This is a genomic window from Kitasatospora purpeofusca (assembly GCF_042691725.1).
Classification (GTDB): Bacteria; Actinomycetota; Actinomycetes; order Streptomycetales; family Streptomycetaceae; genus Kitasatospora; species Kitasatospora purpeofusca_B.
The window spans coordinates 5,135,122-5,158,669 of record NZ_CP170483.1 but is presented as its reverse complement, the minus strand read 5'-3'; the positions used below and the strand labels follow the sequence as shown (position 1 = coordinate 5,158,669).

At 73.3% G+C, this 23,548-nt stretch carries 25 protein-coding genes; 8 read left to right on the top strand and 17 right to left on the bottom strand.

Features of this window, described 5'->3' with window-relative positions:
• Positions 1–23: 23 nt before the first annotated feature.
• Positions 24–674, bottom strand: coding sequence for a ScbR family autoregulator-binding transcription factor (locus ACFCLZ_RS22030; protein WP_380278515.1), 651 nt, complete (start codon positions 672–674; stop codon positions 24–26).
• Positions 675–1,039: 365 nt separating this feature from the next.
• On the opposite strand from ACFCLZ_RS22030, the gene ACFCLZ_RS22025 reads away from it, so the two are divergent.
• A complete protein-coding gene (locus ACFCLZ_RS22025) occupies positions 1,040–2,098 on the top strand; it encodes a ScbA/BarX family gamma-butyrolactone biosynthesis protein (protein ID WP_380278513.1) in 1,059 nt (352 codons plus the stop codon).
• A 25-nt stretch (positions 2,099–2,123) separates the two neighbouring features.
• On the opposite strand, the gene ACFCLZ_RS22020 is transcribed toward ACFCLZ_RS22025, so the two are convergent.
• From ACFCLZ_RS22020 to hemL, 7 genes are all read right to left on the bottom strand, one after another.
• Positions 2,124–2,519 carry a hypothetical protein gene (locus ACFCLZ_RS22020; protein WP_380278511.1) on the bottom strand — a complete coding sequence of 132 codons (396 nt, stop codon included), beginning with the start codon at positions 2,517–2,519 and terminating at the stop codon, positions 2,124–2,126.
• Between the two features lie 143 nt (positions 2,520–2,662).
• Positions 2,663–3,790, bottom strand: a complete 1,128-nt coding sequence (gene ccsB / locus ACFCLZ_RS22015) for a c-type cytochrome biogenesis protein CcsB (protein WP_380278509.1) — start codon at positions 3,788–3,790, stop codon at positions 2,663–2,665.
• 3 nt (positions 3,791–3,793) lie between these two features.
• Positions 3,794–5,605, bottom strand: coding sequence for a cytochrome c biogenesis protein ResB (locus ACFCLZ_RS22010; RefSeq protein ID WP_380278507.1), 1,812 nt, complete (start codon positions 5,603–5,605; stop codon positions 3,794–3,796).
• 3 nt (positions 5,606–5,608) lie between these two features.
• The gene (locus ACFCLZ_RS22005; RefSeq protein WP_380278506.1) at positions 5,609–6,382 is read right to left on the bottom strand and encodes a cytochrome c biogenesis CcdA family protein; all 774 of its coding nucleotides are present in this window, start codon (positions 6,380–6,382) and stop codon (positions 5,609–5,611) included.
• On the bottom strand, positions 6,379–6,984 hold the full coding sequence (locus ACFCLZ_RS22000) for a TlpA family protein disulfide reductase (RefSeq protein WP_380278504.1): 606 nt from the start codon (positions 6,982–6,984) through the stop codon (positions 6,379–6,381). Before ACFCLZ_RS22000 ends, ACFCLZ_RS22005 begins: the two co-directional genes overlap by 4 nt.
• Positions 6,985–7,214: 230 nt before the next feature.
• On the bottom strand, positions 7,215–7,862 hold the full coding sequence (locus ACFCLZ_RS21995) for a histidine phosphatase family protein (RefSeq protein ID WP_380286237.1): 648 nt from the start codon (positions 7,860–7,862) through the stop codon (positions 7,215–7,217).
• 69 nt (positions 7,863–7,931) lie between these two features.
• On the bottom strand, positions 7,932–9,260 hold the full coding sequence (gene hemL / locus ACFCLZ_RS21990) for a glutamate-1-semialdehyde 2,1-aminomutase (RefSeq protein ID WP_380278502.1): 1,329 nt from the start codon (positions 9,258–9,260) through the stop codon (positions 7,932–7,934).
• A 322-nt stretch (positions 9,261–9,582) separates the two neighbouring features.
• Here hemL and ACFCLZ_RS21985 point away from each other — a divergent pair, with 322 nt between their 5' ends.
• Positions 9,583–10,212, top strand: coding sequence for a hypothetical protein (locus ACFCLZ_RS21985; RefSeq protein ID WP_380278500.1), 630 nt, complete (start codon positions 9,583–9,585; stop codon positions 10,210–10,212).
• Positions 10,213–10,291: 79 nt separating this feature from the next.
• On the opposite strand, the gene ACFCLZ_RS21980 is transcribed toward ACFCLZ_RS21985, so the two are convergent.
• The 4 genes from ACFCLZ_RS21980 to ACFCLZ_RS21965 all read right to left on the bottom strand — a co-directional run bounded on the left by ACFCLZ_RS21980 (position 10,292) and on the right by ACFCLZ_RS21965 (position 14,523).
• A complete protein-coding gene (locus ACFCLZ_RS21980) occupies positions 10,292–12,043 on the bottom strand; it encodes an LCP family protein (protein ID WP_380278498.1) in 1,752 nt (583 codons plus the stop codon).
• Between the two features lie 157 nt (positions 12,044–12,200).
• Entirely contained in the window at positions 12,201–12,713 is a 513-nt protein-coding gene (locus ACFCLZ_RS21975; protein ID WP_380278497.1) for a MarR family winged helix-turn-helix transcriptional regulator, read from the bottom strand.
• 36 nt (positions 12,714–12,749) lie between these two features.
• On the bottom strand, positions 12,750–14,054 hold the full coding sequence (locus ACFCLZ_RS21970) for a hypothetical protein (protein WP_380278495.1): 1,305 nt from the start codon (positions 14,052–14,054) through the stop codon (positions 12,750–12,752).
• A 229-nt stretch (positions 14,055–14,283) separates the two neighbouring features.
• Positions 14,284–14,523 (bottom strand): chaplin, encoded by a 240-nt coding sequence (locus ACFCLZ_RS21965; RefSeq protein WP_380278494.1) that lies wholly within the window; start codon positions 14,521–14,523, stop codon positions 14,284–14,286.
• 477 nt (positions 14,524–15,000) lie between these two features.
• Here ACFCLZ_RS21965 and ACFCLZ_RS21960 point away from each other — a divergent pair, with 477 nt between their 5' ends.
• The 3 genes from ACFCLZ_RS21960 (at position 15,001) to ACFCLZ_RS21950 (ending at position 16,157) form a co-directional block, all read left to right on the top strand.
• On the top strand, positions 15,001–15,243 hold the full coding sequence (locus ACFCLZ_RS21960) for a chaplin (RefSeq protein ID WP_380278492.1): 243 nt from the start codon (positions 15,001–15,003) through the stop codon (positions 15,241–15,243).
• A 111-nt stretch (positions 15,244–15,354) separates the two neighbouring features.
• Positions 15,355–15,666, top strand: coding sequence for a chaplin (locus ACFCLZ_RS21955; protein WP_380278490.1), 312 nt, complete (start codon positions 15,355–15,357; stop codon positions 15,664–15,666).
• 119 nt (positions 15,667–15,785) lie between these two features.
• Positions 15,786–16,157, top strand: a complete 372-nt coding sequence (locus ACFCLZ_RS21950) for a hypothetical protein (RefSeq protein WP_380278489.1) — start codon at positions 15,786–15,788, stop codon at positions 16,155–16,157.
• 71 nt (positions 16,158–16,228) lie between these two features.
• Here the strand turns inward: ACFCLZ_RS21950 and ACFCLZ_RS21945 are convergent, their stop codons facing one another.
• Positions 16,229–16,885, bottom strand: coding sequence for a hypothetical protein (locus ACFCLZ_RS21945; protein ID WP_380278488.1), 657 nt, complete (start codon positions 16,883–16,885; stop codon positions 16,229–16,231).
• A 307-nt stretch (positions 16,886–17,192) separates the two neighbouring features.
• On the opposite strand from ACFCLZ_RS21945, the gene ACFCLZ_RS21940 reads away from it, so the two are divergent.
• The 3 genes from ACFCLZ_RS21940 to ACFCLZ_RS21930 all read left to right on the top strand — a co-directional run bounded on the left by ACFCLZ_RS21940 (position 17,193) and on the right by ACFCLZ_RS21930 (position 18,353).
• On the top strand, positions 17,193–17,537 hold the full coding sequence (locus ACFCLZ_RS21940) for a rodlet layer protein (RefSeq protein WP_380278486.1): 345 nt from the start codon (positions 17,193–17,195) through the stop codon (positions 17,535–17,537).
• An 83-nt stretch (positions 17,538–17,620) separates the two neighbouring features.
• Positions 17,621–17,965 (top strand): rodlet layer protein, encoded by a 345-nt coding sequence (locus ACFCLZ_RS21935; protein ID WP_380278484.1) that lies wholly within the window; start codon positions 17,621–17,623, stop codon positions 17,963–17,965.
• A gap of 121 nt (positions 17,966–18,086) precedes the next feature.
• Positions 18,087–18,353 carry a hypothetical protein gene (locus ACFCLZ_RS21930; RefSeq protein ID WP_380278482.1) on the top strand — a complete coding sequence of 89 codons (267 nt, stop codon included), beginning with the start codon at positions 18,087–18,089 and terminating at the stop codon, positions 18,351–18,353.
• A gap of 74 nt (positions 18,354–18,427) precedes the next feature.
• On the opposite strand, the gene hemB is transcribed toward ACFCLZ_RS21930, so the two are convergent.
• The 4 genes from hemB to ACFCLZ_RS21910 all read right to left on the bottom strand — a co-directional run bounded on the left by hemB (position 18,428) and on the right by ACFCLZ_RS21910 (position 23,532).
• A complete protein-coding gene (gene hemB / locus ACFCLZ_RS21925) occupies positions 18,428–19,408 on the bottom strand; it encodes a porphobilinogen synthase (RefSeq protein ID WP_380278481.1) in 981 nt (326 codons plus the stop codon).
• A 64-nt stretch (positions 19,409–19,472) separates the two neighbouring features.
• Positions 19,473–21,143, bottom strand: coding sequence for a uroporphyrinogen-III synthase (locus tag ACFCLZ_RS21920; RefSeq protein ID WP_380278479.1), 1,671 nt, complete (start codon positions 21,141–21,143; stop codon positions 19,473–19,475).
• A complete protein-coding gene (gene hemC / locus ACFCLZ_RS21915; protein ID WP_380278477.1) occupies positions 21,140–22,153 on the bottom strand; it encodes a hydroxymethylbilane synthase in 1,014 nt (337 codons plus the stop codon). Before hemC ends, ACFCLZ_RS21920 begins: the two co-directional genes overlap by 4 nt.
• 41 nt (positions 22,154–22,194) lie before the next feature.
• A complete protein-coding gene (locus tag ACFCLZ_RS21910) occupies positions 22,195–23,532 on the bottom strand; it encodes a glutamyl-tRNA reductase (RefSeq protein ID WP_380278475.1) in 1,338 nt (445 codons plus the stop codon).
• Positions 23,533–23,548 lie beyond the last annotated feature (16 nt).

The following is a 23,548-nucleotide window of genomic DNA, read 5'->3' as shown; positions in this document are numbered from 1 at the left end:
CGGCGCGCTTGGTCGGACACGCCCTAGACCCGGTAGTCCGCCAGGCGGTCGGCCGGGACGAGGGACGGGAGGGCGGCCGACCACAGGCCGCTGATCGCGGCCGGGGCGAGCCGGCCGGTGGACTCGGCGGCGAACAGGACCAGCCCGGCCGCCAGGGTGGTGAGCAGCCCGGCCGTCTGCTCCCGGTCGAGCCCGGGGCGCAGTTCGCCGGCCGCCGAGGCCCGGTCGAGCAGGGCGCGGAAGACGGCGGTCAGGCTCCGCCAGGCGTCCGTGGAGGGCTCCGGCGGCGAGCCGGCCGGGGCCACCACCGCGCCGTCCGCGCAGCCCGCGGGCCGGCCGCCGAGGCCGAGCAGCACGCCGGCCCGCACCACCACGTCCTCGCGCAGCAGCCGGGCCAGTTCGTGGGTGAGGTCGACGAGCGCCTGGACGGCCGGCCCGCCGTCGCGCAGCGCGCGCAGCACGGCCAGGCCGACGGTGTCGGCGGCCTCGGTGCGGACCCCGTCGGCCAGCGCCTGCTTGGAGACGAAGTGGAAGTAGAGCGCGCCCTTGCTGACGCCCGCCCGGCGGCTGATGTCCACCAGGCTGGCCGACTCGAAACCCGCGTCGGCGAAGGTGTCCGCCGCGGCGAGCAGCACGGCCTGCCTGGTTCGCCCCGCCCGTTCCTGCTTAGCCACTCGGCCCCTCCGGCCCCGGCCGCGGCGGGCTGCGGCCCGCCCGGTTGCTGTCACGGCGCCGCCGTCGATGGTGCGGCGCCCCGTCTGCGGACCGTCGGCGGCGCGCCCGCGCCCGCCCGAAACCGCATGGTTGGTATCTAATCTAGCCCCTGTCCGACCCCCGCCGTCCAGGGGGCACATGGCCCCCGCCCGAGGGCCGGAGCGGGCCGGCCGGGCGTTGCCGCAGGCCGGCGCCCGGGTACGGTGGGCACAGCGGGTCCACCCAGGTGGCGACCCCGCAGGGGGAGCAGAAACCGGGTGGCCTGTATGTTTTTCCAGGGCCGCCCGCACGGCCGGCCGACCGACACCCGGGAGTGGGGCCCGTCATGCCAGTGTTCACCGCGATGGACGGCGACACCCCGTATCCCCACCCCGGCCCCGTCCAACCGGGCCCCCGCCACTACGCCTTCCACGAGCGGACCGTCTCGCGCCACCTGGTGCGCCGCTCCTCGGTCGCCGAGGTGCTCATCACCGGCTGGCAGGCCACCGGCCCGTACGACTTCCTGCTCGGCGCCCAGTGGCCGCGGCTGCACGGCTTCTACCGGCTGCCCGGCGACCGGCACCACGACCCGGTGCTGATGGCCGAGACGATCCGCCAGGCCGCCCTGCTGGTGGGTCACGCCGGCTTCGGCGTCCCGCACGACCACCACGCGGTGCTCGACGAACTCGGCTACACCCTCGGCCCGGCCGGCCTGGACGGTCTCGCGGTCACCGCCGCCCCCACCGAGCTGATGCTCCGGATCACCTGCCACGACGTCCGGATGCGGCACGGCCGGCTGGCCGCGCTGCGGGTGCACGCCGAGGTCGAACGCGACGGCCACCCGGTCGGCCGCGGCTTCGGCGGGCTGCGGATCCTCTCCCCCGCCGCGTACGACCGGCTGCGCGGCCCCGGCCCGGCCGCCGCCCCGCTCCGGCTCCCGGACCAGGCCACCGCCCCGGAGCTGGTGGGCCGCCAGCAGGCCGCCGACGTCGTGCTCGGCCCCGCGCTGCTGCCCGGCAGTTGGCTGCTGCGCGCGGACGCCGGTCACCCGGTGCTGTTCGACCCGATGGACCCGGCGCCCGGCCACCTGCCCGGGATGCTCGTCCTGGAGGCCGCCCGGCAGGCCGCCCAGCGCCTGCACCACCCGGACCGGGTGGTGCCGCTGGAGCTGGTCACGTCATTCCACGACCCGATCGCGCCGGACCGCCCCTGCGTGGTGCGGGCGGTCCGGGAGGCCGGGCAGGAGACCGGCGGCGGCAGCGGGCCGCGACCGCCGCTGCGGGTCCTGCTGGTGCAGGACGGCCGTACGGTGGCCGAGGCCCGGCTGCTCACCGGACCGGCCGACGGCGGCCCGGCCCAGGCCGCGCCGGCCCCGGCCCGCCGCGGTCTGCCGCTCGCCAGCTGAGCCTGCCCCCGCGGCTCCGGGCGCGTCAGGCCGCCACCAGCGCGGACGGCCGCCCGGCGTGCATCACGGACAGGTTCTCCGCCAGCCGCCCCGGGTCCTGGGCCAGCCACAGCCGCAGCGCGGCGCCCAGCATCGCGCTGGCCGAGCCGATCCGCACCTGCGTCACCTGGGCGACCCGGGCCGCGCCCGGCACCAGCAGATCGGCCAGCGGCGCCGGCAGCCAGACGGTCAGCGCGCAGGGCGCGGGGGCCGCGAGGGCCGCGAGGGCGCCCAGCAGCCGGTAGGCGTCGGCCGGCGAGCTGACCGTGGGGATGATGTCCAACAGCCCGTCGGCCACCACCTCGGACACGTCGCTGCGATGTCCCTGGGCGAGCCGGCGGAGCAGCAGGTGCTCGGCGGCGGTGATTCGGACGGTCAGCATGACCTCGTCGCACTCCATTGCGCGATTTCCTCCTCAGTTCCTCCCCGTGCCGGACCGGGCGGCCGGCACGAACTACCCCTGTCGCACCTCGGCCCGGCTTCCTCCTGGGGAGTGCCGGGCCGGTGGGTGGTTTCCGGTCCCGGTCAAATCCCCGCGTAGGAGTGCTTGCCGGTGACGAAGATGTTCACGCCGTAGTAGTTGAACAGCCAGCACGCGAAGGCGGCGAGCGCCAGGTACGCGGCCTTGCGGCCCTTCCAGCCGGCCGTGGCGCGGGCGTGCAGGTAGCACGCGTAGGCGACCCAGGTGATGAACGACCAGGTCTCCTTCGGGTCCCACTCCCAGTACTTGCCCCAGGCGGCCTCGGCCCAGATCGCGCCCGCGATGATGGTGAAGGTCCACAGCGGGAAGACCAGGGCGTTGATCCGGTAGGACAGCTTGTCCAGGGTCGAGGCGGCGGGCAGCCGGCGCCAGATCGACGGCGAGGTGCCGAGCGGGCCCTTGGCCAGGCCCGCCGCCATCCGCTTGTCGAAGGAGTCCTTGCCCAGGTACAGCAGGGTCGCGATGAACGCCGCGTAGAAGGCGCCGCCGCAGACGATCGCGGTGGAGACGTGGATCGCCAGCCAGTACGAGTGCAGCGCCGGGACGAGCTGCTCGGACTCGGTGTACAGCACCTCGGTCGCGACGCCGAGGGTGAGCACGACGGCCAGGGTGACCGGCAGGCCGAGCCAGCGGACCGGCTTCTTCGCGAGCAGCAGCCCGACGAAGGCGAGCGCCATGGCGAGCGCGAAGGCGCAGGAGAACTCGTACATGTTGCCCCACGGCCAGCGGGAGACCGAGAGGCCGCGGGTGAGCACGCCGCCCACGTGCAGCAGGAGGCCGAGGACGGTGAGCGAGACCGCGATCCGCCCGGACAGGTCGGCCTTCTCGCTGGTGCCGGCCGCGCCGGGGCCGTCGACGTCCTCGTCGCCGCGCCCGCTGGTCACCACCGTGGCGCCCTCGCCGGCCAGCGCGGTGCGGGTGAGCGTGGTGGTGCCGCCGCCCGCCGAGGCGACGGTGACGGTGACCTTCTTGGCGCCCTTGGCCTTGGCCTCGGCGACGGTCTCGGCCAGGCCCGCCTGCTCGGTGGAGCGGACGGCGACGGTGCCCTTGGCGCCGAAGGTCCACTCGAACATGTAGGCGAACATGGCGATCAGGTAGACGGCCATCGCCGAATAGATCAGCTTGTTGGACAGGTCGGCCAGCTGCGGGTCGACCGACGAGGCGAGGTGCACCGTCTACTCCTTGGAGTTCGGGTCGGCGGGAACTGCGGATACTGCGGGTGCCGAGGCCTCGTCGGCCTCGGTGGTGCCGCCCTCATCGGGCTCGTCGTCGTGCTCGTCGTGCTTGTCGGGCTCGTCGTCGGGCTCGTCGTCGGGCTCGTCGGGCTCGTCGTCGAGCGCGGGTGCGTCGTCCTGGAGGTCCACCGCGAGCGCGGCCAGCTCTTCGGCGATCTTCGCCGACTCGCTGCGGCCCAGCCCGGCCAGCTCGACCAGGGTGCCGCCGTCCGGCAGGGCCACCGCCCGCACCCAGATCCGGCGCCGCTGGATGAACAGCGAGCCGATCAGGCCGGCGATCGCCGCCACCCCGCCGGCCAGGGCGATGCCGTTGCCCGGACGGTGCGAGACGTTGAAGCTCGCCCACTGCTTGTAGCCCTCGAAGGTGACCGAGCCGTAGCCGTCGGGAAGCTCCCAGATCTGCCCGGGCTTCATCCGGGCCTTGGCCGGCTGGCCGTCCCGCTGGAGCTGGGTCAGGTTCTTGGTGTTGAGCTGGTAGATGTTCTGCGGCAGACCGGAGTCGGTGCCCAGGTCGCCCGCGTAGACGTTGAGCACCAGCGCCGGGTCCGCGTCACCGGGGAACAGCGAGCGCGGGCCGGTGTTCTGGTCGAAGGCCACCGGGGCGGTCGGCAGGAAGAAGCCGGAGAGGCCCAGCTGGGTCTTCTTCCCGTCCTTGTCCCCGTAGTCGGAGACCTTGATGACGCCGGTGGAGGTCAGGTTGCCGTCCTGCGGCAGGAACGGGGTGGCGCCGGTGTAGACGACCTCGTTCGCGGCGTTGCGGACCGTGATCACCGGGGCGTAGCCGTGGCCGATCAGGTAGAACTTGCTGCCGCCGATCTCCAGCGGGTGGTTGACCTCGACCTTGCCCTGCTTGAGCTTCGCCGGGTCACTGCCCTCGTAGTACTCGACGCCCGCGGTGAACTGCCGCGCGCTGCCGATCTGCGAGCCGTTGTTCTGGAACTTCGAGGTGAAGCTGTTCAGCTTCACGTAGAAGGGGTCGAGGTCGTCCGAGCCGTAGAACCGGGTCCCGGTGAAGTCGTCCAGCTGCGTGATGGTGTTGGAGTAGCCCTCGCCCTCGACCAGCAGCTTGCCGCCGGTGCCGCTGGCCAGGCTCGCCCAGGCGAAGCCGCCGAGCAGCGCGAACAGCGACAGGTGGAAGACCAGGTTGCCGACCTCGCGCAGATAGCCCTTCTCGGCCGCCACCGCGCCGCCGTCCAGGTGCGCCCGGAAGCGCCGCCCGCGCAGCAGCCGGTGGGCGGCGGCGTTGACCACCTCGGCGTCCGCGTCCGTCCGCCAGGCCGCGTACACCGGCATCCGGGTCAGGTTGCGCGGCGCCGCCGGGGGCGCGGCGCGCAGCACGCCGACGAACTGCCAGGTGCGCGGGACGATGCAGCCGGCCAGCGAGACGAACAGCAGGATGTAGATCGCCGAGAACCAGACCGAGCTGTAGACGTCGAACAGCTGGAGCTTCTCGTAGATCGGCGCGACGGTGGTGTGCTGCGCCTTCCAGGCCTCGACCTTGAACTGGTTCTGGCCGTTCTGCGGGATCAGCGAGCCGGGGATGGCCGCCAGCGAGAGCAGGAACAGCAGGATCAGCGCGACCCGCATCGACGTCAGCTGGCGCCACATCCAGCGCAGCCAGCCGAGCACGCCGATGCCGGTGGGGCCGTCGGACTCGGCCGGGGCGGTGGTCAGCCGCTCGGCCGCGTCCTCGGCCGCGCCCTGTGCGGCGGCGGCCTCGCGCTGCTCGCGCTCGGTCGTGGTCTTGGTCACGGGTCAGATTCCGATCTGGAATTCGGCGAACTGGTTCTGCAGGTCACTCATCATCGAGTCCCAGACCCCGGTGACCAGCAGCAGACCGACCACGACGAGCATGCCGCCGCCGATCCGCATGACGAGCGGATAGTGCCGCTTGACCCAGCCGAAGGCGCCCAGCGCCCGCCGGAAGGCCACCGCGGCCACGACGAACGGTACGCCGAGGCCCATGCAGTAGAAGAACATCAGCAGCGCACCGCGCTGGGCGTCGGCCTGGTTGAGCGCGAGGTTGGTGACGGTGGCCAGGGTCGGCCCCATGCACGGTGTCCAGCCCACGCCGAAGACGACGCCGAGCAGCGGCGCGCCGAGCAGGCCGACCACCGGGCGGCGGTGGGTGCGCACCTCGCGCATGCTCAGGCCGGGAACGAGCCCCATGAAGGCCAGGCCCATCACGATCGTGAGCGCCCCGAGCACCTTGCTGATGACCGCCTGGTGCTCCTTGAGCGTGTCGCCGAACTGGCCGAACAGCGCGCCGCTGGAGACGAACACGGCGGTGAAGCCGAGGATGAACAGCGCCGCACCGGCCAGCATCCGGCCGCGCCGGGCCCCGCGCGCGTCGGCGAGGTCGGCGGCGGAGAAGCCGGTCACGTAGGAGAGGTAGCCGGGGACGAGCGGCAGCACGCAGGGCGAGAAGAACGACACCAGGCCGGCCGCCACGGCGATCGGCGCCGCGACCAGCAGCGCCCCGCTCTGGATGGTCCCGATGTTGTCGGCGAGCTGCAGCGTCGCACTCACTGCTTCTGCTCCGCCACGATCGGCTGGAGCATCGATTCCAGGACGTCGTCGGTCTGGCCGCCGACGGCGCGGGCGGCGAGCCTGCCCTCGCGGTCGATCACCAGGGTGGTCGGGATGGACTGCGGGTTGAGGCTGCCCTTGGGGAACTTGAGCAGCTGGGCGCCGGCCGGGTCGTAGATGCTGGGGAAGGTGACGCCCTTCTCCTGCTCGAAGCGGACGGCGTTCTTGATCTCGGTGTCCCGGGTGTTGATCCCGAGGAACTGCACGCCCTGGTCCCGGTACTTCTCCCAGATCCGCTGGAGGTCGTCGGCCTCCGAGCGGCACGGGCCGCACCAGGAGCCCCAGACGTTCACCACGACGACCTTGCCCCGGTAGTCGGAGAGCTTGACCGGGGTGCCCTCCAGGGTGTCCCCGCCGATGTCCGGCGCGTCCTGGCGGTGGCCGACGGCGGCGGTCGAGATGTTGCTGCCCTTGGCGGTGACGAAACCGATCTGTCCGTCACCACTGGTCGAGGAGCCGGAGGAACTGCACGCGGTGAGGACCAGCGCTGCAGCGGCGGCGGTGACCGCGGCGGCGGCGACACGGGGACGGGGGCGCGTCATGCCAGACATGTGAAAAGTTTCGCATGGAGTCGCGGGCGGGCCCCGGGGGGTCCGACATTGTCTGCCGAACCCCCTCTGACCTGCGATGGGACCATCGACCCTGGTGTCGCGGGAGTGTGACCCGGGCCTTACTCACACGGCTCTTACACCGAATCGGGAACCATGAACACCGTTCCGCTCGTCCGGGCTTCCTCGGCGTACCCGGGATCACCCGTTCCCGCGGCCGGGTCTCAGGCGCCGAAGCTCTTGCCCACCGGCTTGCTCTTGCCGCCCTTGCCGACCAGGTGGGCCGGCAGCAGGTCGCGGGCCGGCTCGCGGTAGCCGACCGAGACGATCCGGTCCCCCTCGTAGGTGAAGCTGGTCAGCGAGGCCAGCGAGCACTGCCGGTTGCGCGGGTCGTGCCAGAGCCGGCGGCGCTCCACGAAGGAGCGGACGATCCAGATCGGCAGCTGGTGGCTGACGCAGACCGCCTCGTGCCCGCGCGCGGCGTCCCGGGCGGCGGCCAGCGCGCCCATCATCCGCACCGCCTGCTCCAGGTACGGCTCGCCCCAGGAGGGCTTGAACGGGTTGGTCAGGTACCTCCAGTAGGACGGGTTGCGCAGCGAGCCGTCGCCCACGCCGAAGGTCTTGCCCTCGAAGATGTTCTCCGCCTCGATCAGCCGCTCGTCCACCGCGAGGTCCAGGCCGTGCGACTTGGCGATCGGCGCGGCGGTCTCCCGGGCGCGCTCCAGCGGGGACGCCACCACATGGGTGATGTCCCGCCCGGCGAGGTCCTCGGCGACCCGCTCGGCCATCTCGCGGCCCAGCTCGGACAGCCGGTAGCCCGGCAGGCGCCCGTACAGGACGCCCTCCGGGTTGTGCACCTCACCGTGCCGCATCAGGTGGACGACGGTGATGTCCTTGGTGCTCACTTCTCAGTACTCCTGGGGCTCGTGAGGGCGGTGCCTCTAGGCGGTGGCTTCGGCGGCGGCCCGGGCGGCGGCGGGCAGCGCGGCGGCGATCCGCTCCAGCGCCCGCTCGTCGTGCGCGGCGGAGACGAACCAGGACTCGAAGGCGGACGGCGGCAGGTAGACGCCCTCGGCCAGCATCGCGTGGAAGAACGCGGTGAAGCGGAACGCCTCCTGGGTCTTCGCCTCGGCGTAGTTCGTCACGGCGTCGTCGGTGAAGAACACCGAGAACATGTTTCCGGCGGTCTGCAGCCGGTGCGCCACGCCCTCCTTGGCGAGCGCCGTGGCGACCAGGCCGGAGACCTCGGCGGCGACCCGGTCGACGGCCGCGTAGACCTCGTCGGTGCAGCCCCGCAGCTGGGCCAGGCCGGCCGCGGTGGCGATCGGGTTCCCGGAGAGGGTGCCGGCCTGGTAGACCGGGCCGGCCGGGGCAAGGTGGGCCATCACGTCGGCGCGGCCGCCGAAGGCCGCGGCCGGGAAGCCGCCGCCCATGACCTTGCCGAAGGTCAGCAGGTCGGGCGCCCAGCCCTCGTTCGCCGCCTCCAGGCCGTACCAGCCGGCCCTGGAGACGCGGAAGCCGGTCATCACCTCGTCCGAGATGAACAGCGCGCCGTTCTCCCGGCAGAGCCGGGCCAGGCCGCCGTTGAAGCCGGGCAGCGGCGGGACGACGCCCATGTTGCCGGGCGAGGCCTCGGTGATCACGCAGGCGATCTCGCCGGGGTGGGCCCGGAAGGCCTCCTCGACGGCGGCGAGGTCGTTGTAGGGCAGCACGATGGTGTCGCCGGCCTGGGCGCCGGTGACGCCCGGGGTGTCCGGCAGGCCGAAGGTGGCGACGCCGGAACCGGCGGCGGCCAGCAGCGCGTCCACATGTCCGTGGTAGCAGCCGGCGAACTTCACGACCTTCGCGCGGCCGGTGAAGCCGCGGGCCAGCCGGATCGCCGACATGGTGGCCTCGGTGCCCGAGGAGACCAGGCGGACCTGCTCGACCGGGGCGACCCGGGCGACGATCTCCTCGGCCAGCTCGACCTCGCCCTCACCGGGAGTGCCGAAGGAGGTGCCGCGGACCACCGCGCGCTGCACGGCGTCGAGGACGGCCGGGTGCGCGTGGCCGAGGATCATCGGGCCCCACGAGCAGACCAGGTCGACGTACTCGCGGCCGTCGGCGTCGGTCAGATAGGGGCCGCTGCCGGACACCATGAAGCGCGGCGTACCACCGACGGCGCGGAAGGCGCGCACCGGGGAGTTGACGCCGCCGGGCGTCACGACCGACGCGCGGTCGAAGAGCGACTGGGACTGGGGTGCTTCGTAGGGGTAGCTCACGGGAGACATGGTCTCAAATCGTGTCCTTCACCTCTGCATGTCGGACCTCATCATCTGGAACGATGATCCGGGCGCCCGAGTCTGTACGGTTATCCGTACAACGGGGCCCCTGGCTGCGCCGGCTGCCCGGACCAGTCAGACTATGTACCCAGAGTGTCTCCGGAGCTCCTCCGGCCGCGAGAACGGGCGGACGCTCCGGGTCGATGCAGGGGTGTGGAGAGGACTGCCGCGTACCGCGACTGGGTACGGCGGCGCATGACGGGTAAGGAGCACGTCCGGTCGGGACACCGGACGTGCGGGGGTCTGTCGATTCCGGCGAATTCCGGTGAGGATGGTCCGAGTGTCCGAGGCGCAGGACGGCCACGACGAGGCCGCGGGTGGCCCCCGCCGGCCCGCCGGGGCCGCACGCGGGGGTAAGGGAGCGGGAACGGGGCGTAGCGGTCGTGGCCGCGAGAGGCGGGGTGAGGGACGCGTGGGGGTGACATACAAGTACTTCGGCGCACCCGACCGGGCGACCGCGGCCCGGGTCCCGACCGCCCTCGGGCCGGGCGGGCTCGGGCTGGACGCGGGCGAGCTGGGCTCGCTCGGCCGGCTCGGCGACCTGATGGAGACCAGTGGCTCCCCCAACGGCCACCTCTCCACCAAGATCAAGCCGGAGACCATGAGCGCCATGGTCCTCACCGGCATCCAGGGCGTGCCGCTGCACCAGGTGCCGCCGCTGGAACTGGTCGTGCTGCATCCGGACTACGCCGTCGTCCAGCTGCCGCAGAACGTCGTCGAACCGCTGCGCAAGGCGGACGAGACCGAACTCGGCGCCGCCGCCTTCATCTGGTCCACCGTCCCCGACCGCCGGGGCCCGCGCGACGCCTTCGTGATCTACAGCATGCTGCACGAGTGGCAGGACTTCGCCAACCGCCTGCACGACGCCGGCCACCAGCTGTACTGCCTGGTCTGGCCCTGACCGGGCCGGACGCGAGCGGGGCCCCGGCGTGCAGCCGGGGCCCCGCTCGTCGTTTCCCGCCCCGCGGGCTGTCGTGGGATCAGCCGCCGGAGCCGTAGGTGGTGTTGGCGCAGATGTCGTCGTCCGCCGAGCGGGCGTCCTCGGTGACCGAGGTCGGCAGCGGGGCGGGCGCGGCCGGGGCCGCCGAGGTGCCCGGGGCGGTCGTGCCGGCACCGCCGGGGTTGGCGTCGGCGTAGTCCTTGCCGAGGACGACGTTGAGGCCGGCCGCCGAGATCGGGGTGAGGATGGCCCCGGGGAACAGCTCGGCGACCTTCTCGGCGTTGGCCTTCTGCCCGGTGCCGTACTCGATCGTGGTGGTGACCTTGTTGGTGCTCTTCGCCTGGGTCACCAGGCCGACGGTGAACTGCGCCGCCTTCAGGGCCTCGCCCGCCTTGGCGCCCAGGCCGTTGACGGTCGTTCCGTTGTAGACCTTGACCGGGACCGCCGGGGCGGTGTGCGCGGGCGCGGTGGTGGTCGGCGGGGCCACCGGGGTGGCCGGGGGCTCCGGGGTGGCGGGCGCGTCGGGCTGCTGGCCGGTGGCGTCCTTGCCGTCCAGGGTGCGGTCGGCGCGGATCGCCTCCCACAGCCTGTCCGCGTCCGGCTTCACCAGGTCGAGGTTGGCCTCGTTGTAACGCCAGGGCGGGGTCACGAACTTGAGGTCGTGCAGGTCGATGTTCTTCAGCGACAGGGCGAAGGACATCAGCTTGTCGACCGAGCCGAGACCCTCGTCGACGCGCAGCGACTTGGTGGCGGCGTCGGCCAGCGGCAGCAGGGTGGTGGGCTCCAGGCCCTTCTTCTTCACCGTGCTGATCATCGAGCTCATGAAGGCCTGCTGACGCTTCATCCGGCCGATGTCGGAGCCGTCGCCGATGCCGTGCCGCAGCCGGACGTAGTCGAGCGCCGGCTGGCCCTCCACCTTCTGCGGGCCCTTCTTCAGGACGAGGGAGCCCTTCGTGGGCAGCTTCTCGTTGAGGTCCTTCTCGTAGATGTCCTTGGGCAGGCAGACCTCGACGCCGCCGACGGCCTTGGTCATCGCCGCGAAGCCCTGGAAGTCGACCACGATGGTGTGGTCGACGCGGACGCCGGTGAGCTTCTCCACGGTGTTCTGCGTGCAGGCCGGGTTGCCGTCCGCCGAGCCGCCCACCGTGAAGGCGGCGTTGAACAGGACGTCCTTGCCCTTCTGCTCCTTGGTCCACTTCCCGTTCGGGAGCTTGCACGGCGGGATGGTGACCAGGGTGTTGCGCGGGATCGAGACGCCGATGGCGTTCTTGTGGTCGGCGTAGACGTGCAACAGGATCGTGGTGTCCGAGCGGGCGCCCTCGGCGTCGCCGCCGCCCAGGTCCGAGTTGTCGCCCCCGCGGCTGTCCGAGCCGATCAGCAGGATGTTCACCGGCTTGTTGCCGTTGGCGTCGGCGGCGGCCTCCGGCGGCCGTTCCTTGCTCAGCGCGTCCGAGTCGATGGTCTTGATGTTGCCGCTGAGCTTGAAGTAGATCGCGCCGCCGGTACCGGCTATGAGCACCAGGGCGCCGACGGCCGTCCAGCCGACGACCTTCTTGACGTTGCGCGCGGGCTTCTTGCCGCGCCCGCCCGCCCGGCGGTGGCCCTGGCCGGTCGACCCGCCGTCACCGCCCGGTCCACCGCGGCCCTTCGACTGCGCCGCCCGCCGGGCCTCGGCCCGGCCGCCCGGCCTCGGCGCCGGGACGGGGGCGGTGGATCCGCCGCTCGAAGACCCGCTCCGGGCGCCGGTGGAACCCGCCGAGCCGGTGGAGCCCTCCGGGCGCGGCCGGGCCACGCTGGGCTGACTCCTGTCTCGGCGACCCGACATCCCCGCACCTCTCACGGCTGTGCCATCGAACGATCAGCGGCCAGGACCTCCCCCCTGGCACCAGGTGGAGCATACAAGCCGACCGGAAACCGACTACCGCCGCGCCCGGACCTCGGCTCCGGGGCTAGGCCGCGCCCTGGCCGCGGGGGCGGCGGGCGCGGCGCACCGTCCGCTCGCACCCGACCGGATCGGCCAGCGCCCCGCCCCCGCCGACCAGGCGGCTGAGCGCGGCGACGAACACCGTCCGCTCCTCCCGCGGCAGCGAGTCCAGCACCTCCCGGTGCACCCGGTCGGCGATCGCGGTGCCCCGCTCGACGGCCCGTTCGCCCGCCTCGGTGACCCGTACGATCCGGGCCCGGCGGTCGGCCGCGGCCGGGCGGCGTTCGGCCAGCCCGGCCTTCTCCAGCTCGTCGACGGTCACCACCATGGTGGTCTTGTCGAGGTCGGCCAGCTCGGCCAGCTGGATCTGGGTGCGCTCGGCGGCCAGCGCGTGGAAGAGCACGCCGTAGGCGCGCGGGGTGACGCCGAGCTCGGTGAACGCCGCCGCCATCCGGGTCGCCAGGACATGGCTGGCGTGGTCCAGCAGACCGGAGAGGTCGCGGATCTGGCGCACGGACGGCGTGCGGCTGGTCGTCATGCCGTCGAGATTACGCGGCCGTACGGGGGCGACCGACTAGGGGATGCCGAGCTCGAACAGGGCGTAGCCCGCGTACCATCCGGCCGCCACCGCCGGCATCGCGACCAGGCCGCCCAGGGTCGACGGCCGCAGTCGGCGCAGCGCCACCGCCAGGCCGATGACCAGCGGGAAGGCCGGCAGCAGATAGCGCGAGATGTTGCCGTAGATCTGGTTGCTGCTCAGCGCCATGACGACGGTCAGCAGCGTGTAGAGCACCAGCACCAGCGGCGGACGCAGCCTCAGCAGCAGCACCAGCAGCCCGGGCAGGGCGATCAGCAGGGCCACCGCGATGAGGTCCGGCGCCGGGTTGGACTGCCAGAACGTCCAGTGCCCGGTGACCGTGTCCAGGGTGCTGCGGGCGGTGGACGCGCCCCAGTCGAAGTAGCGGTTCCAGGCGCCGCGCTGGAGCTTGAAGTACCCGCTCCAGTCGCCCATCCGGTAGCCGACCCAGGCGACGTACCCGAGCAGGCCCCACGGGGTGATCAGCATCGCGGTCAGCGGGCGGGCCACCCCGTCGGTGCGCCGCACCAGCGCCACCAGCGCGGAGAGCGAGACGGCGGCGATCAGCGCGGCCGCGGTCGGCCGGTTGAGGCCGGCCACCAGGGCCAGCGCCCCGGCGGTGAGCCAGTGGCGGGTCATCACGCAGTAGCAGGCCCAGGCCGAGAGGGCGACGAACAGCGAGTCCGAGTAGACCGCCCACTCCACGCCCGAACCCGGGAACAGGCCCCAGAGCACCGCCGCGATCACACCGGCCCGGAAGCCGCCGAGCCGCTCGGCGACCGCGAAGATCCCGGCCGCGGCGACGAAGGAGGCGAGCACCGAGACGACGATGCCCGAGCCGTACGGGCCGAGCCCGGTGACCGCCCCGACCAGCCGCATCAGCCACGGGTAGAGCGGGAAGAACGCGGCCGAGTTCTCGTAGTAGGTGGCCAGCGGGTAGCCGTGCAGCGGGATCAGCTGCGGGTCGTAGCCGTTCTCGGCGATCCGCTGGTACCAGATGCCGTCCCAGGTGCCGAGCACGTCCCAGGGCCGGGCTCCGCCGCCGCGCCCCGGGTCCTTCTTCAGAAAGTCCTCGGTGTGCGAGAGCAGGAGCAGGAAGACGGTCAGGCCGGTCGCCTTGACCACCGCGTACGCGCCGAGCGCGGGCGCGAAGCGGTCCACCGCGGCACCGAACCGGCCCGGGGCCCGTCCGGCCGCCGCCTGCGCGTCCTGGGCTTCCGGGGTGTCCGGCAGCGGTGTGACGGGCGACGGGGGCACGCCCGCGCCACCGCCCGACGACTCGGTGCTCGATGCCGCGCTCATCAGCTCTCGTACTCCCCGCCCCACTCGTGACCGGTGCGCCGACCGACAGCGCGACGCCGGGCGAGCCTACGACACCGCCGCCGCCGGGCGGAGGGGGAGCCCGGCCGGCGGACGGACGGCGGGCCGGGTCGACCCGCGGGCCGCCCCCGGGAACGCCGAGAGCCGCCGCCCCGCACCCCAGGAGGGAAGCACGGGAGCGGCGGCTCGCACCGGCCGGACCTGCGGCTGATCAGCCGTTGTTGACGCAGGTGTTGCCGAAGGCCGGGTTCAGGATGCCGACGATGTCGATCGTGTTGCCGCACAGGTTGACCGGGATGTGCAGCGGAACCTGGATCTGGTTGCCGGAGATGACACCGGGGGAGCCGGCGGCGACGCCCTCGGCGCCGGAGCTGGCCAGCGCGGTGCCGGCACCGGCGGCGACGATGCCGACCACAGCGGCGCCGACGGCGGCCGTCTTCTTGATGCTCATAGGAGCCTCCTGACTGTTCGACAGAGATGCACGGGGAGTGCGACATCTCCAACGAGACCCGCTCGGGCCGGTTGCGAGGGCACCCCGGTTGTCACCCATCCGGCGCAACGGGGCTCCCGCCCCGGGCAATCGGGTGACAACCGCATCCGGCCGTTTCCCCCCGCGCACCGCCTCGTTCTCCAGTCGGAACACGCTCCACCCGCCCCGCTACGACGAGGAGATCCGCCGCCGGTCCAAGCCCGTCCGGAATTCTCCCGGTCGCGCGTCGATTCGAATTCTTCCCGTGCCGTGCGGGAATTGTTCGCGGCGCACGGTGCCGCGGCGGCCGCTCATCGCCCGAGCCATGGGCGACACGCGCCATCTGGGCCACCCGAGTGACAATCACGGCATTCCCAGAAGCCGACGGGCCAGGATTTCCCCGCGCCCGGCTCCCGACTATGTCCACAGACGGTCGGGCAGAATACGGAGGAAGAACACATGCGTAACCTCAAGAAGGCCGCCGTCCTGTCTCTCGCCACCGCCGGTCTGGTGGCCGGCGCGGCCGGCGGCGCGTTCGCCAGCTCCGGTGCCGAGGGCGTCGCCGCCGGCTCCCCGGGCGTGCTCTCCGGCAACCAGATCCAGATCCCGGTGCACGTGCCGATCAACCTGTGCGGCAACACGATCGACATCATCGCCCTGCTGAACCCGGCGTTCGGCAACACCTGCGTCAACGCCGGCTGAACCGGCGGCCGCCGAGCCGGCGGCCCGCGGTTTCCCGCACCCGTGCCGCACCCCGCCACCTTGCGGGGTGCGGCCCGCTCAACCCGTGTGTGATCGAGGAGATCAACCCCTATGCAGAACGTGAAGAAGGCCGCCGTCCTCTCCGCCGCCGCTGCCGGCCTGGTCCTGGGCGCGGCGGGCGGTGCCGCCGCCAGCTCCGGTGCCGAGGGTGTCGCCGCCGGCTCCCCCGGTGTCGTCTCCGGCAACCAGCTCCAGGTCCCGGTGCACGTACCGATCAACCTGTGCGGCAACTCCATCAACGTGATCGGCCTGCTGAACCCCGCCTTCGGCAACACCTGCATCAACGCGGATGCCCCCAAGCAGGAGAAGGAGCACGAGCACGAGCAGGAGCACGAGCACGAGCACCACGACGAGGACTGCTGATTCCGATCGGCACGCGTTCCGTCCGCACTGCCCCCCGGCCCGCCGGCCGGGGGGCGGTTCGGCGTACCCGGGCGCGGTCCGCTCGCCCGGGGCTCCCCTCCCCCCGAAGGTGAGAACTCATGGTTTCGAAGAAGAGCGGGGCCGGCCTCGTCGCCGCCCTGGGCGCCGCGGTGCTGCTCGGCGGCGCGGGTGCGGGCGCGGCGCACGCGGCCCCGGCCGGTGGCGGCACCGCCCTGGCCAAGACCGACCTCGCCCAGGCGCTCGGCGGCACCACCACCGGCCTCGGCTACGGCATCGCGCCGCTCAAGGACCTGCGGCTGGACCCGTGGGCCAACTCCTCGGCCGACGTGCTGAACAACGGTGCGACCGTCCAGCCGGACGCCGGCCTGGCGCCGGTCGGCACCGGGACGCTGACCGGCCCGCTCAGCGCCGGCGGCGGTCCGCGCGACCTGCCGCTGGTCGGCGGACTGCTCGGGGTGCTGCCCGGCTGAGCCGTCGCACGTGCGAGAGCCCGGCACCCCGCCGTGAGGGGGTGCCGGGCTCTCGTGCGTGCGGGACGGCGCTAGAGCTGGGCGAGGCCGGCCAGGCCGGTCTCCTGGACGACGCCGGTGGTGGTGGCGGTCGCGGTGGTGGCCAGGTTCCCCACCGAGTCGGTCACCGAGATCCGCTCGTCCTCGGTGCCCAGGGTGGCCTTGGCGCCCGGCACGGCCTGGACGGCGCCGGTCACCAGCCGCGGGTCGATCTCGTCCAGCTTGATCCGGCCGCCGGCGAGCTGGCCGGTGCCGTCCTCGGCGAGCGAGAGCGGCTTGCCGAGGCCGATCCCGGGGGTGTCGGCGTGCAGTGGCGCGGCCGGGGCGTCGAGCAGCAGCTCGCCGAGGTCGGCGCCCTGGTCGAGCAGCGGCAGCGGCAGCTCGGCCTTGGCGGTCGGGCCGACCCTGCCGATGCCGAGCGCGGGCACGATGCGCTCCGGGAGCAGCGCGTCCCCGGTGGTGTGGCCGGGCGCCGGCGGCATCACCAGCGAGGTCGGGATGCCGGCCGAGATCCGGCTGTCCAGCGGCGCCAGCGGGATGTCCACCGGCACCTGCTGGGTGGCCAGCTGGTCCTCCAGCGCCCCCACCTGTTCGGGGCCGACCGGGGCGGCGGACGCCGCTCCCTGGGAGGCGAGCACGCCCGCACCGACCGCCAGCAGCATCGCGCCGGCCCGCTTGGAGAACCTCATGCTTTTCACCGTTCTGCCTGTCCGTACTGGAGATCCATGGGGAGACGGCTGCGCGGGCGCAGCCGAAAGCAATGGCTCAACGAGCGACCGGCATCCCGAATGCGCTGGTTAACCGGTTCGGGTTAATAATCCGACCGGAAACCGTCGGCCGCCGCGCCTCCCGGACTCTTTTCCAAAATCCCCGTAACCTTCCGTGCCGTGATTCTTTGATCTGGACGTCAGTGACCGCAGACCGGGTCTGGGCGTTGTACGCGTCGTACGCACGGAAACCGCACGGAAACCGAGTTTTTCAGAGAGGGATCTCCTCATGATCCAGAAGTCCTTCGCCGCCGCCGGCCTGGCCGCCGCCGCGCTGGCCGCCGCCGCCGCGCCGGCCTCGGCCATCGGCGACGCGGACGGCGCCGCCGGGTCGTTCCAGGGCAACGGCGGCACCAACTTCACCGGCACCGTCGGCGACCACAGCCCGAACTTCCACTTCCTGGACAACGCGAACGTCTGCCTGCCGGAGATCCACAACATCGCCGTCGGCGTACTCGGTGTGGCCGTCCCGGTCGAGGTCCCGATCGCCAACAGCGGTGGCAAGCAGTACTGCACCCAGGGCCAGGGCACCCAGAGCAAGGGCGACGCCGGGGTCTCCCACCTCATCGGCTGACCCGCTCGCCCCGGCAGCGTCACCCCTTCCGAACCGACCACCTTCGAATCGCTCCCCGATTCACCCCCGAGAGGAACACCGAAATGATCAAGAAGTCTCTCGCCGCCGCCGGCCTCGCGGCCGCCGCCATCGCGATGTCCGCCGGCTCGGCGGGCGCCATCGCCGACTCGGACGGCGCCGCCGTCTCGGCCCAGGGCAACGGCGGCACCAACCAGACCGGCACCCACGGCGACCACAGCCCGAACTTCCACACCCTGGACAACGCCAACATCTGCCTGCCGGAGATCCACAACGTGGCGGTCGGCGTCCTCGGCATCGCCGTCCCGGTCGAGGTTCCGATCCTCAACAGCACCCCGAAGCAGATCTGCAACGTCGGCCAGAACACCCAGTCCTCGGGCGACGCGGGTGTCTCGCACCTGATCGGCTGATCCAGCCGCACGGCGCGACGGAGGGCCCGGGGACGTCTGGTCCCCGGGCCCTCCGGGCGTCCGGGCGCACCCCCACAGGCAGAGCGTCCGCACCGGGCGCTCCGGAAGAAAGGGCAGATCCATGAAGAAAACGCTGGGCAAGATCACCCTGACCGCCATCGGCGCGCTGGCGCTGGCCGGCCTCGCCGTCCCGGCGGCGTCCGCGCACGTCGGCGTCGCCGGCGGCGGCGAGTTCGCCGCCTCCGCCGACCCGGTGTTCGCGGCCGGCGAGCTGTGGGGCATCGCCCACACCTCGCACATCAAGGCCGGCGCCCACGGCTGGGGTGCCGCCACCTCCACCGACGCCGTCGGCGGCGTGGAGGGCTTCGCCCACCTCGGCGGCTGGTAGGACGAGCGCACGAAGGCCGGGCCCTCACGTCGGGGGCCCGGCCTTCGTGCGCTCGCCTGGTGGCTGCGCGGGTGCTACTTGAGCATCCGGGCGGCCTCGACGGCCCAGTAGGTGAGGATCTGCTCGGCGCCGGCCCGGCGGATCGAGGTGAGGGTCTCCAGGATGGTGCGCTCCCGCTCGATCCAGCCGTTGGCGGCGGCGGCCTCCACCATCGCGTACTCGCCGGAGATCTGGTACGCGGAGACCGGCACCGGGGAGGCGTCGGCGACCTGCCGCAGGACGTCCAGGTAGAGCATGGCGGGCTTGACCATCACCAGGTCGGCGCCCTCGGCGAGGTCCAGCTCCAGCTCGCGCAGCGCCTCCCGGGCGTTGGCCGGGTCCTGCTGGTAGCTCTTGCGGTCGCCCTTGAGCGAGGAGTTGACGGCCTCGCGGAACGGCCCGTACAGGGCGGAGGCGTACTTGGCGGTGTAGGCGAGCACGGCCACGCCCTGGTGCCCCGCCTCGTCCAGCGCCCGGCGGATCACGCCGATCTGGCCGTCCATCATGCCCGACGGGCCGACCATGTGGACGCCGGCCTCGGCCTGCACCACCGCCATCTCGGCGTAGCGCGCGAGGGTGGCGTCGTTGTCCACGGCGCCGTCCTCGGCCAGCACGCCGCAGTGGCCGTGGTCGGTGAACTCGTCCAGGCAGAGGTCCGACATGACCACGAGCCGGTCGCCGACCTCCGCCACCACGTCGCGGATCGCCTGCTGGAGGATGCCGTCCGGGTTGGTCCCCTCGGAGCCGACCGCGTCCTTCACCTCGGGCAGGCCGAACAGCATGATGCCGCCGACCCCCGCCTCGGCGGCCTCCACCGCGGCCCTGCGCAGGGTGTCCCGGGTGTGCTGGAACACGCCGGGCATCGAGGAGATCGGCTTCGGCTCGGTGATGCCCTCGCGGACGAACGCGGGCAGGATCAGCTCCGCCGGGTGCAGCCGGGTCTCGGCGACCAGGCGGCGCACCGCCGGGGTCGAGCGCAGGCGGCGCGGGCGGACGTACGGGAATTCGGCGGACACGGCTTCTCTCTCCGAACGATGGTGCGGTGCCGGGGACGGCGGTCGGCCGCCCCCGGCCTCTACGTCAGCGGGCGGCCTTGCGGCGCGAGCCCGGACGACGCTCACTGGGCCGGTAGACCGGCTCGCCCGCGGCGGTCGCGGTGTCCCGCCGCTTGGCCCCGAAGTCTGCCAGCGCCTGGGCCAGCGCGGCCGCCGACGGGGCCGGGGCCATCACGTCGACCCGCAGGCCGTGCTCCTCGGCGGTCTTGGCGGTGGCCGGGCCGATGCAGGCGATGACCGTCACGTTGTGCGGCTTGCCCGCGATGCCGACCAGGTTCCGCACGGTCGAGGACGAGGTGAACAGCACCGCGTCGAAACCGCCGCCCTTGATCGCCTCACGGGTCTCGGCCGGCGGCGGCGAGGCGCGCACCGTCCGGTACGCCGTCACGTCGTCGACCTCCCAGCCCAGCTCGACCAGGCCGGCCACCAGGGTCTCGGTGGCGATGTCGGCACGCGGCAGCAGCACCCGGTCGATCGGGTCGAACACCGGGTCGTACGGCGGCCAGTCCTCCAGCAGCCCGGCCGCGGACTGCTCGCCGGACGGCACCAGGTCCGGCTTCACGCCGAAGTCCACCAGCGCCTGCGCGGTGGACTCGCCGACCGCCGCGACCTTGATCCCGGCGAACGCCCGGGCGTCCAGGCCGTACTCCTCGAACTTCTCGCGCACCGCGCGCACCGCGTTCACCGAGGTGAAGGCGATCCACTCGTAGCGGCCGGTGACCAGGCCCTTGATCGCCCGCTCCATCTGCTGCGGGGTGCGCGGCGGCTCGACCGCGATGGTCGGCACCTCCTGCGGCACCGCGCCGTACGAGCGCAGCTGCTCGGAGAGGCCGTACGCCTGCTCCTTGGTGCGCGGCACCAGCACGTTCCAGCCGAACAGCGGCTTGGTCTCGAACCAGGAGTGCGAGGCGCGGTGGGCGACCTGCTCACCGACCACGGCTATGACCGGGGTGGCCGGGTCCACCGGGGCGGAGACCGGGGAGGGCAGCACCCGGGCGGCCTTGAGGTCCGCCGCGATGGAGGCCAGCGTCGCGGTGAAGGTGCGCTGGCGGGTGGTGGTGCCGGAGAGCGTCGCGCTCAGCGCGGAGTCCGGCTTGCGGCCGTTGGAGACCAGCGCGTTGGCGGTGGCCGGCAGCTGGCCCAGGGTGGTGCGCACCACCAGGGTGGTCTCCGGCGCGCCCAGGTCCACCGGGGAGCCGGCCAGCAGCGCGGCGGCCTCCACGAAGCGCACGTCGGTACCGGCCGCGCCGCGCAGCGGCACGCCCGCGTAGGCCGGTACGCCGACCGACTGGGCGACGCCCGGGATCACCTCGAAGGCGATCCCGGCACCGGCGCAGCCGAGCATCTCCTCGGCCGCGCAGCCGTCCAGGCCCGGGTCGCCGTCGACGGTCCGCACCACGTGCTTGCCGGACCGCACGGCCTCGGCCACCAGGTGGGCCAGGTCGAAGTCCGGCCCCTCCGCGCCCGGGGTGTGCACCTGCACACCGGACGGACAGTGGCTGCGCACCGTGGCGGCGGTCAGCGGGTCGGCGACCAGCACGTCGGCGGAGGCCAGCACCTCGACCGCGCGCAGGGTCAGCAGGCCCGGGTCGCCGGGGCCCGCGCCCAGGAAGGTGCAGCGGCCGTTGGCGGGGACGGTGCCCCCGAACGGGCTGTCCGCCGGGAACGGGCTGTCGGTGGCGGTGGTGGGGCTCATCGGGCTCGCTCCCCCATCAGGGCGGCCGCGCCCGCGTCGAGCAGCCGGGCGGCCAGCGCGCGGCCGAGGGCCGCCGCCTGCTGCTCGGCGGTCTCGTCGAGGACGATCGGACCGTGGGCGGACATCTTCAGCAGGGTGGCGCCGTCGACGGTGCCGACCACGCCCTCCAGCCGCAGTTCGGTCTGGTGCTCCCAGCCGGCCAGCGCGGCGACCGGCGCGGAGCAGCCGGCCTCCAGGGCGCCCAGCAGGGCGCGCTCGGCGGCCACCGCGACCCGGGTGGGGGCGTGGTCGAGGGCCGACAGCGCGGCGGCCAGTCCGGTGTTCGCGGTGGTGCACTCGACGGCGAGGGCGCCCTGGCCCGGGGCCGGGATCATCAGCTCGGGGTCGAGGTGCCCGGTGATCTCGGCGGCCCGGCCGAGCCGGTTCAGGCCGGCCGTGGCCAGCACCACCGCGTCCAGCTCGCCGGAGGTGACGAAGCCGATCCGGGTGTCCACGTTGCCGCGGATCGCGACCGTCTCCAGCTGGGCGCCGTTGGCCCGGGCCCAGGCGTTCAGCTGCGCCATCCGGCGCGGCGACCCGGTGCCGATCCGGGCCGGGCGGCCGGCGCCGGCCAGCTTCTCGACCAGTTCGCCCAGCGCCAGGCCCTCGCGCGCCACCAGGGCGTCGCGGCTGTCCTCGCGCTGCGGGACGGCCGCCAGCACCAGGCCCTCGGCGCCCGCGGTCGGCAGGTCCTTGAGGGAGTGCACGGCGAAGTCGATCCGGCCCTCCAGCAGTGCGTCGCGCAGCGCGGAGACGAACACCCCGGTGCCGCCGATCTGGGCCAGCGCCTCGCGGGAGGTGTCGCCGTAGGTGGTGATCTCCACCAGCTCGACGGCGCGCCCGGTGAGGCGGGTCACCTCACGGGCGACCATGCCCGACTGGGCCATGGCGAGCGCGCTGCGCCGGGTGCCGAGCCGCAGGGGTGCGGCGGTGGCGTCCGGCGTCCGGCCGGTGAGCGGTTGACCATTCATGAGGTGATCGTCCCGGTGGTACTCGTGGGATGGCTGACGGTTCATCCGGCGCCCCCGCCCGCAGGCTGCTGGGTGCCGATAGGGGTGCCCGAAACCGCGTGCACCGCGGCCGGGTCGAGGTCGAAGAGTTCGCGCAGGGCCTCCGCGTAGGAGGCGCCGCCCGGCTCGGCGGCCAGCTGCTTCACCCGCACGGTGGGCGCGTGCAGCAGCTTGTCGACCACCCGGCGGACGGTCTGGCCGATCTCGGCGCGCGAGCGCTCGTCCATTCCGGGCAGCCGGGAGTCCAGACGGCCCAGCTCGGCGGCGACCACCTCGGAGGCCATCGCGCGCAGCGCCACCACGGTGGGGGCGATCCGCGCGGCCCGCTGGGCGGCGCCGAAGGCGGTGACCTCGTCGGAGACGATGCCGGCGACGGCGTCGACGTCGCCCGCGCCGGGGGTGGCGGCGTGGGCGTGCGAGAGGCTCTCCAGGTCGACCAGCAGCGCGCCGGGCAGCTCGTGCACGGCGTGGTCGACGTCGCGCGGCATGGCGAGGTCGAGGAAGGCGAGCGGGGTGGAGGAGGCGCGGGAGGCGACCGCGGCGGCGACGTCGTCCGCCTTGACCACCACGCCGGCCGCGCCGGTGCAGGAGATCACCAGGTCGACGTCGGCCAGGGCCTCGGGCACCTTGGACAGCTCCAGGGTGCGGGCGATGTCCACGCCGAGGATCTCGACCAGCCGCTCGGCGCGGGCCGGCGTCCGGTTGGCGATCAGCAGGTCGGTCACGCCCGAGCGGACCAGGGTGGCGGCGGCCAGCGAGCTCATCGAGCCCGCGCCGACGACCAGCGCCCGCTTGCCCGCGATCTCGCCCGCGCCGGCCGCGACCTGCTCCAGGCCGAAGGTCACCAGCGACTGGCCGGCCTTGTCGATGCCGGTCTCGCTGTGCGCGCGCTTGCCGACCCGCAGCGCCTGCTGGAACAGCTCGTTCAGGCCGCGCCCGGCGGTGTGCTCCTCCTGGGCCTTGGCCAGGGCGTCGCGCAGCTGGCCGAGGATCTGGCCCTCGCCGACCACCATCGAGTCCAGGCCGCAGGCCACCGAGAAGAGGTGGTGGACGGCGCGGTCCTCGTAGTGGACGTAGAGGTGCGAGGTCAGCTCCTCCAGGTCCACCCCGCTGTGGTGGGCGAGCAGCAGCGACAGCTCGGCGACGCCGGCGTGGAACTTGTCCACGTCGGCGTACAGCTCGATCCGGTTGCAGGTGTTCAGCAGCGCGGCCTCGGCGACGGTCGCGGAGGCGGCCGCGTCGTGCAGCAGCCGGGTCGGCACGCCACCGGTCAGCGCGGCGCGCTCCAGCACGCCGACCGGGGCCGTGCGATGGCTCAGCCCTACGACGAGAAGACTCACGCCCGCTCCCTGGTCC